This window comes from Immundisolibacter sp., assembly GCF_014359565.1.
GTDB lineage: Bacteria > Pseudomonadota > Gammaproteobacteria > Immundisolibacterales > Immundisolibacteraceae > Immundisolibacter.
This window is the reverse complement of the sequence record NZ_JACIZD010000023.1, coordinates 1-13,195: the sequence shown is the minus strand read 5'-3', so window position 1 is coordinate 13,195 and position 13,195 is coordinate 1. Positions and strand designations below refer to the sequence as shown.

The 13,195-nt window shown below is 67.1% G+C and carries 10 protein-coding genes; 2 read left to right on the top strand and 8 right to left on the bottom strand.

The genetic code is table 11. The annotated features are described in order from the left end of the window. Positions 1-63 precede the first annotated feature (63 nt). The 7 genes from H5U26_RS14485 to H5U26_RS14455 all read right to left on the bottom strand — a co-directional run bounded on the left by H5U26_RS14485 (position 64) and on the right by H5U26_RS14455 (position 7,923). Positions 64-1,155 carry an NADH:flavin oxidoreductase/NADH oxidase gene (locus tag H5U26_RS14485; RefSeq protein WP_290620946.1) on the bottom strand — a complete coding sequence of 364 codons (1,092 nt, stop codon included), beginning with the start codon at positions 1,153-1,155 and terminating at the stop codon, positions 64-66. A 435-nt stretch (positions 1,156-1,590) separates the two neighbouring features. Next, the gene (locus H5U26_RS14480) at positions 1,591-2,190 is read right to left on the bottom strand and encodes a hypothetical protein (RefSeq protein ID WP_290620944.1); all 600 of its coding nucleotides are present in this window, start codon (positions 2,188-2,190) and stop codon (positions 1,591-1,593) included. Positions 2,191-2,547: 357 nt separating this feature from the next. Then, positions 2,548-5,169: a DNA ligase D gene (gene ligD, locus H5U26_RS14475; RefSeq protein WP_290620942.1), complete on the bottom strand. Its 2,622-nt coding sequence runs from the start codon at positions 5,167-5,169 to the stop codon at positions 2,548-2,550. A gap of 10 nt (positions 5,170-5,179) precedes the next feature. Then, a complete protein-coding gene (locus tag H5U26_RS14470) occupies positions 5,180-6,109 on the bottom strand; it encodes a Ku protein (RefSeq protein WP_290620940.1) in 930 nt (309 codons plus the stop codon). A gap of 10 nt (positions 6,110-6,119) precedes the next feature. Further along, on the bottom strand, positions 6,120-6,374 hold the full coding sequence (locus H5U26_RS14465) for a Rho termination factor N-terminal domain-containing protein (RefSeq protein WP_290620938.1): 255 nt from the start codon (positions 6,372-6,374) through the stop codon (positions 6,120-6,122). A 188-nt stretch (positions 6,375-6,562) separates the two neighbouring features. Next, positions 6,563-7,180 carry a class I SAM-dependent methyltransferase gene (locus H5U26_RS14460; RefSeq protein ID WP_366055984.1) on the bottom strand — a complete coding sequence of 206 codons (618 nt, stop codon included), beginning with the start codon at positions 7,178-7,180 and terminating at the stop codon, positions 6,563-6,565. Positions 7,181-7,365: 185 nt separating this feature from the next. Further along, a complete protein-coding gene (locus H5U26_RS14455; RefSeq protein ID WP_290620936.1) occupies positions 7,366-7,923 on the bottom strand; it encodes an antibiotic biosynthesis monooxygenase in 558 nt (185 codons plus the stop codon). Between the two features lie 304 nt (positions 7,924-8,227). Between H5U26_RS14455 and H5U26_RS14450 the strand changes: the two genes are divergently transcribed. Further along, positions 8,228-8,500: an alpha/beta hydrolase gene (locus H5U26_RS14450; protein WP_290620934.1), complete on the top strand. Its 273-nt coding sequence runs from the start codon at positions 8,228-8,230 to the stop codon at positions 8,498-8,500. Here H5U26_RS14450 and H5U26_RS14445 read toward each other — a convergent pair. Beyond that, positions 8,473-9,555, bottom strand: a complete 1,083-nt coding sequence (locus tag H5U26_RS14445) for a hypothetical protein (protein WP_290620932.1) — start codon at positions 9,553-9,555, stop codon at positions 8,473-8,475. The two genes, H5U26_RS14450 and H5U26_RS14445, sit on opposite strands and share 28 nt — an antisense overlap. A gap of 404 nt (positions 9,556-9,959) precedes the next feature. On the opposite strand from H5U26_RS14445, the gene H5U26_RS14440 reads away from it, so the two are divergent. Beyond that, the coding region (locus H5U26_RS14440; RefSeq protein ID WP_290620930.1) for a retention module-containing protein at positions 9,960-13,195 on the top strand (3,236 nt) is incomplete at its 3' end.

The window sequence follows — 13,195 nt, the reverse complement described above, 5'->3', positions numbered from 1 at the left end:
GCCGCGGGTCCATCGACGGACGGGTTTCATGGTCGATGTGCCCCAGGGGCAGTCCGTGCCCCATCAACCCAGCGCCGCCAACCAGTGCGCATACGGCGCCGGCAGCACCCATGAGGGCTTGTCGACGTTCAGCTCGCGCGCGGCCTGGTAGGGCCAGTGCGGGTTGGCCAGATGGCCCTTGCCGATCAGCGCCAGGTCCATGTCGCCGTCCGCCACTGCTTTCTCGGCGACTGCCGGTTCGCCCAGGCCCCAGGCGGACGCGACCGGGATACCCGCCTCGCGGCGCACGCGGCCGGCGATGGGCGCCAGAAAGGCCGGCCCCCACGGCACCCTGGAATCGAGGGACGTGAACGCGCCGCTGACGCTGAGCAGATCCAGCCCGCCGGCCTTGAAGCGGCGGGTGAGTTCAATGGACTCGGCCAGGGTTTCCTCGTCCCGGCCGTCGAATTCGACCACCCCGAAACGGATGGTCAGCGGCAGGCGTTCGGGCCAGACCTCGCGTACCGCGGCCAGGGTTTCCAGCAGAAAGCGGCTGCGGTTCTCGAAGCTGCCGCCGTAGGCGTCCGTGCGCTGGTTGGAATGCACGGAAAAGAAGCTCTGCGCCAGATAGCCGTGGGCGAAGTGCAGCTCCAGCCACTCGAAACCGGCAGCCAGGGCGCGGCGGGCGGCGTCGGCAAAGTTCTGGCGCACACGGGCGATGTCCTCCAGCGTCATGGCCTTCGGCACCTTGGGCAGGTGGGCGCCGAAGGGGATGGCCGACGGCGCGATGGTTTGCCAGCCGCGCGGGTCGCCGTCCGGAATGTGATCGTCGCCTTCCCAGGGCCGGTTGGCGCTGGCCTTGCGCCCGGCGTGGGCAATCTGGATGCCCGGCACCGCGCCGCCGGCCTTGATGGCCTGCACGATGGGCACGAACGCCTGCCCCAGCTCGTCGTTCCAGATGCCCGTGCAGCCGGGCGTGATGCGGCCCTCGGGCGATACCGCCGTGGCTTCCACCACCACCAGCCCGGCGCCACCATGCGCCAGCCCGGCCAGATGCACGTGATGCCAATCGTTGACCCGGCCGTCGATGGCCGAGTACTGGCACATCGGCGGCACGCCGATGCGGTTGCGAAGCGTGATGTCCTTGAGGGTGAACGGCTGGAACAAGGCGGACACGGTGGATTCCTGTGTTGGGGTGGCAGAACGGTCTGGATGCCCTCTGACGACGCCACGCGGGCCACTGCGTGGCGCAATCGCGGGGTCGAATTTTGGCGCTGAAGCGCGGCTGAGTGTACAACTCGCATCCGAACCGATGACGTGGAACGCCTTGCGATTGTCGCGCCCGCTGCAGGCGCTGACCTCATGCAGAAGCTGTATGCCCCGCACCGAGCGGTCGGCTCATGCCGCCACCGGCACTCGGGCCTTGGCGAACCAATCGACTGGGTGCCGCTCGCCGCAGGCGACGAGGTTCACATGCGTAAGGTCAGCAGCCCGGCAGGCTGCCGACCTTATGCAAAAAAAGGGAGTGTTGGTTTTCATGCGAACCCAGCGGCGGGAGCCGAGCATCCACTTCTGGATGTTCGGTCACGCCGCCGTATGCGCCGCCGAATCTCAGTCGGTCGGCGTCGTCGTGCGGGCGTTCTTGGCGCGCTCGGCGCCAATGGCGGTCTTGACCTTCTTGCGCTCTTCGGGCGGCGGCAGCACGGCCTTCATGCCCAGCGACTCAATCCACAGCTCCCGGCACCAACCCTTGGTATGGTACAGGTGCTCGTCTTCCTGGTCTTCGACTTCCTCGTATGCAGCGCGCAGTGCCTTGGCACGTGCGCCGGTGGATTTCTCGGCGCAAAGACCGGTCAACTCCCAGTCAAGGTGGTCCTTGGTTTCGGCGAGCACCACACATTCGGCGGCAATGATCTGCGCCGCCGCGGGATCCGCTTCACGCTTGGCGGTCTCGACCGCGCTGAGCAGGCTTTGGCCAAGGGCGGCAACCACCTTGCGGCCTGGAGACATTTTCTCCGTATCCAGCGCCAGGGACTTGCATACCTCCTCCAGGACCTGCACGTGCCGGCGCGATTCGGTGAGGTATTTTTCCCATTCTTCTTTCAGGTCGTCGTTACTCGCACACTTCACCGCGGCGGCGTAGAGCTTCACTCCACCGCGTTCGTGTTCGAGGGATTGCAGGAGCAGTTCGTTGACTTGAGCATCGTTCACAGGAGCACCTCATCATTGGGTCAGGGAGAATTGCTGGCATCAATTAGGACTCACTGGGGAGATGTAAGTTCAGATTCGACTTTTCAGTGCGGCCTGCCGGAGCGCATATCCGTCCCGCATTGGCATGGAATGCGCCTCATCAAAGGCATAAAAACGAAGGGGTTTATGGATCTCGACGAGGGGTGATCCATCGTCACTAGTGCGTACCGCACTCATAAGAGACGCGGCGCTTGAAATCGCAAAAGAACCTCGTTGCCGGCAACTATTCATCCTTGATAGCAATCACATAATTCCAGGTCACCATTCACTGGCGTCCTTGAGCGACGGGCGGCCATCGAGTGACCCCACCCGCCGCATTCAGCTCCCGGCGCCTACCTTCCGAAGCGCCGCGGCGCTGACGGTCTGGCGCTGCTTGAAAAAGCCCGCCCAGGGGTCAGCGCGGCGCACGTGCTCCATGCGCTCGGCGAAGTTGGTCACCGTCCAGGCGGCGCCGCTGGTCAGCGTGTCGAGTTCGTCCCAGCTCAGCGGCGTGGCCACCGGCGCGCCGGGCCGGGCCCGGGTCACATATGGCGCGACCGCCGTGGCACCGCGGCCGTTGCGCAGCCAGTCCACGAAGATCCGCCCGTCGCGCTTCGCCTTGCTGGCGCTGGCCACGTAGTCCTTCGGCGCGGAGCGTTCCCGCAGCTGTGCAATGGCGCGGGCGAAGCCCTTGAGCGTGTCCCAGTCCGTGCGCCGGTCCAGCGGCGCGACCACGTGCAGACCCTTGCCGCCGGTGGTTTTCACGAAGGCCTCCAGGTCAAGGTCGGCCAGCACTTCGCGTACCACGCGGGCCGCGTCCTTCACGCGCTCGAAAGCCACATCCGGCGCGGGATCGAGGTCCAGGATCAGCCGGTCTGGGCGGTCCAGACGGTCCGCGCGGCTGCCCCAAGGGTGCAGTTCCAGCACGCCGAGCTGCACCAGACCCACCAGGCCGGCGGCGTCGCGTACCACGGGATACAGATCGACGCCATCATCCTCGGGCACTTCCACCGCGCCGATGGCCTCGGGCGCGCCCGGCCCCAAGTGCTTCTGGAAAAAACATGCCCGCGCGCGCCCCTGCGGGCAGCGCAGCAAAGACAGCGGCCGGCCTTCGACGTGCGGCAGGGCCAGCGGCGCCACGGCGAGATAAAACTCCGCCAGCGCCAGCTTGGTGAGGCCCTGGTCCGGGAACAGCACCCGGTCGGGGTGGGTGATCGTCACTCCGGCGACGCGGGCGGTGCCGGCCTCGGGCCTGCGCCCGGCACTCCGGCGCGTGGCTGCTTTGCCCGGCACTTTCGCGCGCGCGGTGTTCCGGGTTGGCGTTCGGGGCGCGGGCGGTGCGGCGGCCGGCGTGTCCGCAGCCGGCGCGTCGGCCGGGCGTTCGCGGGTCACCTGCTTTGCATCCTTGTCCTCGCGCAGGCCCAGAAAGCTCGGGTGGCGCATATGGCCATCGCCGGTCCATTCGGTGAAGGCCACCTCGCACACCAGTTCCGGAGCCACGAAATGGGCGCCGCGCCGGGCGTCCGCCGGCAGGGACTTGAAGGGGCTGTCGGGCCGCGCGAGTTCTTTCAGGCGCCGGTGCAGCGTGCGCAGCAGGCGGTTGTCAAAGCCGGTGCCGACGCGCCCGGCATACACCAGCTCGCCGTCGCCATCGTAATAACCGACCAGCAGCGCCCCGAAGCCGGCACGGCTGCCCTGAGGATCGCTATAGCCGCCGATCACCACTTCCTGGCGCGCTCCGCACTTGAGCTTGAGCCAGCTGCGGGTGCGCGCGGCGCGGTAGGTGCTGTCGGCCTGCTTGGCGATGATGCCTTCCAGCCCGTGCCGGCAGGCCTGCGCAAAGAACTCCGCGCCCTGACCTTCCACATGATCGCCATAGCGCAGCGCGGGGGTCTTCACCCCGGCCAGGAGCTGTGCCAGCCGGGCCTTGCGCGCATGCAGCGGCTGGTCGCGCAGGTCCGCGCCGGCACACCAGGGCAGGTCGAACACCACATAGTGCAGCGTGCTGGCATCGCCCTTGCCCTTGCGCCTGCCTTCGCGACCACCCTCGCCAAGCGCCTGCTGGAGCAGCTGAAAGCGGCTGATGCCGGCGGCATCGAACACCACCAGTTCGCCGTCCAGCACGCACGGGGGCAGTCCGGCGCCGGCAATCGCGTCCGCCAGCGGGCGCAGGCGCGCGGTCCAGTCCTGGCCGCTGCGCGTGTACAGGCGCACGCCGTCCGCGCGCACGTGCGCCAGCAGCCGGTAGCCGTCGAGCTTGATCTCGTGCAGCCAGTCGCCGCCTTCCGGCAGGGCCTTGACCAGGGTGGCGAGCATCGGGCGCAGGTTCGCGGGCGGGTCGGCCGCCACGTCTGGCGACGCATCAGACGGCGTCGTGAACAGCGGCGCGGCGCGGCGTCGGGGCCGGGCATTGGCGGTGATCTCGTCCATGCCGCGCGCGGACGCGACGCTGCGATCGCCCTCGGTGGGCGCGTCGCCGCCGGCGTCGTCCCGTTCCTTGATCAGCAGCCAGTTGTCGGCATCGCCGCCGGCACGGCCGTGCATGCGCACCAGCGCCCAGCGGCCCTTGAGACGCTGGCCGTGCAGCACGAACTCGAGCTTGCCGCGCCGGTAGCCGGCGTGTGGATCACCGACCGGCTGCCACCAGCCCTGGTCCCACAGCTGCACGGTGCCGGCGCCGTACTCGCCCGCCGGGATGGTGCCCTCGAAGTCGCCATAGGCCAGCGGGTGGTCCTCCACGCGCACGGCCAGGCGCTTGTCGGCGGGGTTGGGGCTGGGGCCCTTGGGCACCGCCCAGCTCTTGAGCACGCCATCGAGTTCGAGGCGAAAGTCGTAATGCAGACGGCGCGCGGCGTGGCGCTGGATGACGTAGCGCAGCCGGTTACCTGCCGTGCCGGGCGCATCCGGCGGTTCTGATGTGCGCGCGAAGTTGCGTTTGGCGCGGTAGGTGTCGAGTGCCATGGCTGGCGTTTCAGGCGGCGCGCTTGCGTCCGCTGGCTGGCTTGCGCGCCTTGGTGGCGGGCTTGCGTGCGGGAGCCTTGCGCGCTGTCGGCTTGCGGGCGGCCTTGGCTTGCGGGGCGTCGGGCGCGGCCTTGCCCTGGCGGCGCTCCAGGCTGCGCTTGAGCAGCGCGGTCATGTCCAGGACGTTCGAGCTGCGCGGCGGGGCGGGCGCTTCGTCGTCGTCGGGCGAGGTTTCCACCTGGCCGGCGGCGACGCGCTGGTCGATGTAGGCGCTCAGCTGCGCCCGGTATTCGTCGTGCCAGTCCTGCGGTCGCCACGGGCCGCTCATGGATTCGACGAGCTGTTCGGCCATATCCCGTTCGCGCGGGTTGATCTTGGGTGCCTCGAAGGTGCCCGCCGGCAGGCCGAGGTCATCCACGCCGTGCAGTTCATGGTGATAGCGCAGCAGGTTCAGCAGCAGCACTTCGCCTTCGGGGATGAGCGCGGCGAGGTGCGCGCGGGTGCGGATCACCACCGTGGCGATGCCCACGCGCCGGCTTTTTTTCAGCGCATCGCGCAGCAGCGCGTAGCCCTTTTCACCCTTGGCCTTGCGATCCGGAGCCAGGTAGTAGGGCTTATCAAACCACTTGGCGCAGATCGCATCCTGCGGCACGAAGCACTCGATGTCTGCGCTGTGGGAGGACTCCGGCGCGGCGCGCTGGAAGTCCTCGTCGCTGAGCACGACGTAGTTGCCGGCGTCGTACTCGAAGGCGCGCACGATCCGGTCCCACGGCACCTCGGCACCGGTTTCCTCGTTCACGCGCTCATAGCGCACGCGGGCGTGGTTGCGCGAATCGAGCATGCGAAATTGCAGCTCGCTGCGGTGTTCAGCCGCGTATAGCATCACGGGGATGCTCACCAGCCCGAAGGTAATGTGACCGCGCCAGACCGGACGGGGCACGGCGAGGCCCTCAGTGGTGGCGCAGCGCGTGGATGAGTTCGGCCTTATTCATGCGCGAGCGGCCGGCAATGCCGACCTGCTTGGCCTGCTCGTACAGCAGCGCGCGGGTCTGATCTTCGTAATCACCGGCCTTGCCGCCGCGGGTGGCGGCCGCGTGCCGGGGCGTGTTGGCGATGCGGGCGGACTTTTCCTTGCTGTAGCCATGCCGGCGCAATTCTTCGTAGCGCGCGTCGTCCTTGATGGAAGGGCCGTGGTCTCTGGTCATTGCGTCCTCCGGGTTGAAGGTTCCCGAAAAATAGACCGCGCGCGCCGGGTGCGGTTCCCGGCGATGCGTGGCTAGGCCGGACCGTCAGCAGTTGCGCTCGGCACGATGAATCACGACGGCATATCGCATTGGTTCAGCGCGCAGGCGCAATAAGCGCGGCTCACTCGGCGCGAAGCGGGTGGCCCGGTTCAGGCGGCCACCGCAACGCCGCGCGTCACGTACACCAGCGGCTTGGGGCCGCTCAGATAGCTCGACTCGATTTGCGTCGGCACGAAGCCGCCGGCGCTGAGCATCGCCCGCACGTCGCGGTTCAGGTGACAGCCGCCGGCGATGGGCTTCCACCATGGCGTCAGACGGTCCTGCCAGCGTTGCACCGGCGCCTCGGGCGCGCGGCCATGCTCGCAGAACAGCAGCTTGCCGCCGGTCTTGAGCACGCGCCGCATTTCGCGCAGCGCCGTCACCGGAGCGGGAATGGTGCACAGCGTGAAGGTACAGACCACCGTGTCGTAGCTGGCATCGGGCGCCGGAATCTGCTCCGCGGACAGGGCGATCAGCTCCACCTCAAGCCCGGCTGCCTTGGCGCGCGCTTGCGCCTTGCGGTGCATCTGGCCGGCCGGGTCGAGACCCTGCAGCGAGCTGACCCGCGCCGGATCGTAGAACGGCAGGTTGCGCCCGGTTCCGATGCCGATTTCCAGCACCGCGCCGGTGGCCTGCGGCAGCAACAGCGCGCGCAGCGCCTGGAAATCCTTCAGGCCGCAGCCGGCGTCGATCAGCAGCGGCAGCAGGTAACGGTCGTAGAGGTTCAGCGCAGACTCCGGATTAAGGCAGGCGGTCGGCCCGCGCAGGATGGGCGGATGTCGTCAGACCGTAACCCATCGGCACTCACCCGGTATATACGTGGTGCCTCAACCTGACCATCGAAATCGGTAACAACTGCGCCCACGGTTTCGCCTCCGGAGCGCGTCCCCAGCGGGCGGGAGCGGTGGTGCCTTCACGGGCTGTCGTACAGCCAGTTTTTGAGCAGTGCCGTTAGACGCGGCATGAGCAGGTAACTGAGCGCCACGACCTGCACGATCGACAGCACCGCCACGCGCACCACCAACGGCAACTGGTGCAACAGGTCACCGAACAGTCCATTCAGGGTCATCCCCAGGCAGAACACCGCCAGGGTGATGACCAGCGTCATCTTGTGCCGGTGTGGCACGGCCTCGGCCGGCACCTCCGGCAGCGAGAACCAGAATTCGAGGCCGGATACCTTCTGTATGCGTTCCTCGCCTTCGGTGAGATCCGCCAGGCGTTGCAGAAAACCGGCCCGCTCGGCGGACTGCTCCCAGTTCTGCTGATGTTGCAGGCTGTCGAAGCGGTCCACCAGCACGTAATCGGCCCGCCCGCCGGGCACGGGTTTGAGCACCGCCACTCCGAGGTGGCCCGGGTAGCGGGAGACCGCGGCAATGATCTGCCGGACCCAGGATTCGTATGCCTGTTCCTTGCCCGGCCGCACGCGCCGGGCGATGCTGACCGTGACCGGTTCATGATTTGTGATTGCCATGAAAAAACCGTTTGCCAACAGTTAATTAAACAACCATTTGGTACATCCAAGAGGCACCCGGCCAGCTTACTTTGCAGTGCGGAAAACGGCAAGCACGAATTCGCGGCGCCCGGAGTTAAGAACCAGCGTCGCCAGTGGAGCAGCTCGCGTAGAGCGCAACAAGCGCAGCCGCCCAGCCCGACGTGAACGAACTCAATGGCAACGTGCCTAGAATCGAAACGGCCGCTCCCTGATCAACGGAACCGACCCGCCGCGCCTCGCCCTGCCGAGCTACCGTCCGGACCAGCCGGCGCCGGTCGTCTTCATGGTGCATGGCGGTGGCTGGCGCCTGGGCGACACGCGCCATGCCAAGGTCGTCAAGAACAAGCTCGTCCGCTGGGCGCCCCAGGGCATCGCCTTCATCTCGGTGAACTGCCCGATGATTCCCGACGCCGACCCCATCGCCCAGGCCGGCCACGTCGCCGCCGCGCTGGCGCATGTCCAGCGTCACGCTGCCGAATGGGTCGCCGATCCGGCGCGTTTCATCCTCATGGGCCACTGCGCCGGTGGCTACTGCCCCTCGGTCATGTGGCGGTAGGATTCCCAGCTGTGCATTTCGCCCGTCATGGCGCCCCAGTTGTTCAGCCGCATCAGCTGGTCGGCGGCCGCGCCCGCGCCGGCGGCCGCGCCCTGGGCCGCGCGCAGCAGGGCGATTTCCATCAGCGGCGCCTTCAGCGGGCCGGCAAAGGCGCCCATCTGCATGAAATGGACAAGCTCGGGGCTGGCCTCGCGCTCGGCCGGGGTCAGCGGCACATCGATCGCCGCCAGCCAGCCGATCACGTCGCGCGTGCCGATGACCTTTTCCAAGAGCGCCGCGGGCGGGATCCTGGGGTTGGTCAGCGCGCCCAGCACCTGCGCGCGTTCCTCGGCGTCGAGGCGCGGCCAGGCCGCCTCGACGCCGTCGGCCCAGGCCTGAAGGCGCGTCGGCAGCACCCGGTTGACCGGCTGGTCGGCCTGCGCGTCCCAGGCGCGGGCCACCTGACCGGCCGCGGGCTCGTTGCCCAGCACGCCCAGCCCGGCCTGCGCGTCCAGCGCCCTCATGCGCTCGAACCCCGCGATGTCGCTGTCGGCAAGCCCCAGCCCGGGCACCAGCGCGGCCCGGAACGGGTCGGCCTGCGCCCACAGCCGCAGGGGCGCGAAGTCGTCCGGATCCTTGCCCGACAGGATCTGCGCGGTCAGCAGGATGTCGCGGGCAAGGTCATACATGACGCCGCGGCTGGCCGGGCTGGCGGCCTCGCGCGCAAGGCGCGCGGCCTGGACGAAAGCGGGCGGCGCCTTTTCGGCCAGCAGCGGCTCGGCCGCATAGCCGGCGATCAGGCGCGCCATGTCGGCCTCGATCGCGGCGGGATCGGCGCCGGAGGCAGGGGGCATATGGAGGGCGGGCGTGTCGGTGGCGGGCCGCGCGTCGGCAAGCATCTCGCGCCACGCCTCGGCCATGCGCGGCGCCCACAGCGCGGGGTCGGCGGGCGCGGCGGAGGTCCCGCCCGCCAGCAGCGCGGCCAGCAGTGCCCCCGTCAGCAGGCGCGCCGCGCCGCACCGCCGCGCGCCCTGCGCGCGCCTGCCGGTCCCGGACCGGGTCATCGACTGGGTCATCGGAACGCTCCTTGCTGGCCGGGTCGTGGCGGGGCGCAGATTCGCAGCCGGTTGTGACCGCTGCGTGACGCCTGGCGCAGTGCGCAGGATCCCGCCGGCCCGTCGGGGATCCCCCGTTAGCAATCGTTAAGATGCGCCGCAAACGTCGCGGATGTGTCGCGGAATCACGGTTTACCTGCGACTAGCACTTCCTCAGCCTGTCCAGCCATCGCTCCGGGGATCAGCCAGCGAACGTTTCCCATCCGGGGAGTGGGGAGCGTCAAGACGTAAGCGTTTCTCTTGGACTTCTAGCCAATAGCAAAGCCCGCACAGGGCGCACATCATGCGTCCCGTAAAAACCGCAAGCCGGGCCATCCGAGCACCGCGCCGCGGTTTCGCCGCAATCTTCAACCGGGAGAACACCCATGGCAGCGCAGCAAATCGGCATCGTCACCACCGTCGTCGGCCACGTCGTCGCGGTCAACGCGGACGGCGTCGAGCGCGTCCTGGCGGTCGGCGATGTCGTCTACGCCGACGAAGTCATCCGCACCGCCGATGCCGCCGCTGTCACCATCGAGTTCAACGACGGCGGCTGGTTCGATCTGGGCGGCAATGCCCAGGCGGTGCTCGACTCCGACGTCTACAGCCAGGAAGGCCCCGATGCCGAGGCTGCCGGCGCCGTTGCCAAGGTGGAGGACATTCAGGCCGCCATCGAAGCCGGTGGCGATCCCACCCAGTTGCTGCCGCCCACCGCGGCCGGAGCTGCCGGCGGCGCGGCCGGCGGCGAGGGTGGCCACTCATTCGTCGTGCTGGACCACGACTTCAACGCCGTCACGCCCGAGGCGGGCATCCCCACCGCAGCCGAACCGCTGCTGTTCGAGAACGCCATCGACATCATCCTGCCGGTCGAGGAAGGTCTTCCGCTCATCTCGATTAATGACGTGACCGTGCAGGAACCCCTTGTGCACCGTGGCGGCCAAGGCGGCCAGAGCCAAAGTGGTGATGGGACTTTCCCCGCATTGACCGTTCCAGGTCCTGGCCAGGGCGGCAACAGCCTCATCAACGGTCTTGGCGGTGCGGCGGGATTTGGCGATGCTGCCATGTCGCGTAACGATGACGGGTCGAGTGCTTTCATCGACGTTACTTCGATTTTTGGCCCGGGCGGCATGAATTTCTTCGGTACCAACTACACCGGCTTCTGGATTAACAATAACGGCAATATTACTTTTGATGGGCCGCTGGGCACCTACACGCCTTTTGCTATTACCGGTGATACCGGCAATCCAATGATTGCCCCTTTCTTCGCTGATGTGGATACGCGCGGCGCGACCGGTAACGTGTCGGAAGGCGGCACGTCCACTGGCAGTAACCTGGTTTATTACCATCTGGACACCGCCAATGGCGTCATCACCATTACGTGGGATGACGTTGGCTACTATAGTTCTGAGACCGACTTGGTAAATGCCTTCCAGTTGCGGATTTTCTCGACGGGCGATGGCAACTTTGGTTTCGAGTTCCGATACGAGAATGTCGAATGGACCACAGGCGCAGCGAGCGGTGGTGTCGGCGGCTTCGGTGGCAGTGTTGCGCACGCCGGCTGGACTGCGGGCGATGGCGTTAACTACTACGAGCTTCCCCAGTCGGGCAACCAAGCCGCAATCCTTGATTTGGAAAACACCAGCAATCCCGATACGGCGATTGACGGCAACTGGGTTTTCAACGTGGTTGGCGGTGAGGTTGTAGAGGTAGATAACGATCCTGCCACTACCACGGCCGTTTTCACCGTCACCCTGAGCGAACCGTCCGATACGGATGTTGTGATCAGCTTCACCACTGCGGATGGTTCTGCCATTTCGGGCGGGTCGGGCGTTGGCGAGAACGATTACGGCGCGACCAGCGGAACAGTGACTATCCTGGCCGGACAAACCTCCGCAACGATCGAGGTTACGGTCTATGGCGATGTAGCACCCGAAAATATCGAACAGTTCTTTGTCAACCTGACAGGTATTGTCAGCGGCAACGCTGCCTTTGCCGATGACCAGGGCGTGGGCACCATTCTTGATAACACCCCGCCGGATGCGTTGCCGGTTGCTGTGGATGATGCACTCGTTGTCAATGAAGACTCCGGCACCACCAACGCCAACCTGGCAACCAACGACACCCGGGGCGACGGCACAAATGTCTGGGCGCTAGACACCCCGGCGAGCAATGGCGTCGTGGTGGTCAATGCCAACGGTACTTATAGCTATACCCCGAATGCCGATTACAACGGTCCGGATAGCTTTACCTACACCATTACCGATGCCGATGGCGATACAGACACCGCGACCGTAAACATTACGGTCAACCCGGTGAACGATCCGCCGAGCATCGTTGTCGATCCGGACCCGGAAAACGCGGGTGGTCCGGGGGGTGCGAACGACATCGTGTACGAAGCCGGTCTGCCGAACGGCTCCGCCCCTGCGCCGACCACCGTCACGGTGGGCGGCACCTTCACCGTGTCCGACCCGGACGGTCTGGCGGACATCGATTCGGTCACCATCAACGGCACGACCATCGCGATTGGCGTCCTGGGCACGAGCGATCCGCTCAACACGATCAGCGGCACCAACGGCACGCTGACAGTGACCGGCTACGACTCGACCACTGGCGTGGCGACCTACAGCTACACCCTGACCAGCCCGACCGCCGACGGGTCGGGCACCGAGACCGATACCTTCACCCTGACCACCAGTGACGGCACCGTCAGCTCGGCGCCGGCGAGCATCGTCATCGACATCGTGGACGACGTGCCCACGGCGACTGTGGACGGTCCGTACAGCCTGACCGAAGACGGGGCGACCACGGTCGTGTCCGGCAACGTGCTGGACAACGACACCAGTGGTGCGGACGCGCCCAAGGCGTTTGACGCCTGGAGTGGGAGTGACACGACGGCGATCGCCGGGCTGAACACCTACGGCACGCTGACCCAGAACGCTGACGGCACGTGGAGTTACGTGCTGAACAACGCCCTGGCGGCGACGCAGGCGCTGACCTCGGCGAGCAACCTCAGCTACACGCTGAACTACACGATGAAGGACGCCGACGGTGACACCAGCCCGGCGACGCTGACCATCACCATTGCCGGCGCCAACGACGGCGTGACCATCACCGGCCTGACGCCCAAGGCGAACGGCGGCGACGTGGTGGTGGACGAGGACGACCTGGCCGACGGGTCCGACACCGTCAAGGAGTCGCTGACCCAGGCGGGCGATTTCACCATCAGCGCCCCGGACGGTCTGGACGACCTGACAGTCGGTGGGACTGCCGTGATCAGCAACGGCGTATTCACGGCCACCAGCTTCACCACGCCGCTGGGCAACACCCTGGCCTTCACCGCCTATGACCCGGCGACCGGCAAGGTGAGCTACACCTACACGCTCGCGGACAACGAGGCGCATGCGTCGGGGGCGGGTCAGAACGCGCTCTACGAGGACTTCGCGGTCCTCCTGACCGACAGCGACGGCAGCAGTGCCAGCGACACCCTGTCGGTGCAGATCGTGGACGACGTGCCCACGGCGACTGTGGACGGTCCGTACAGCCTGACCGAAGACGGGGCGACCACGGTCGTGTCCGGCAACGTGCTGGACAACGACACCAGTGGTGCGGACGCGCCCAAGGC

What these genes read in the sequence shown, in the direction of transcription:
- ligD (WP_290620942.1), bottom strand. Translation starts at nt 5,169, where the DNA reads ATGGCACTCGACACCTACCGCGCCAAACGCAACTTCGCGCGCACATCA.
- H5U26_RS14465 (WP_290620938.1), bottom strand. Translation starts at nt 6,374, where the DNA reads ATGACCAGAGACCACGGCCCTTCCATCAAGGACGACGCGCGCTACGAA.
- H5U26_RS14450 (WP_290620934.1), top strand. Translation starts at nt 8,228, where the DNA reads ATGGTGCATGGCGGTGGCTGGCGCCTGGGCGACACGCGCCATGCCAAG.
- H5U26_RS14445 (WP_290620932.1), bottom strand. Translation starts at nt 9,555, where the DNA reads ATGACCCAGTCGATGACCCGGTCCGGGACCGGCAGGCGCGCGCAGGGC.
- H5U26_RS14455 (WP_290620936.1), bottom strand. Translation starts at nt 7,923, where the DNA reads ATGGCAATCACAAATCATGAACCGGTCACGGTCAGCATCGCCCGGCGC.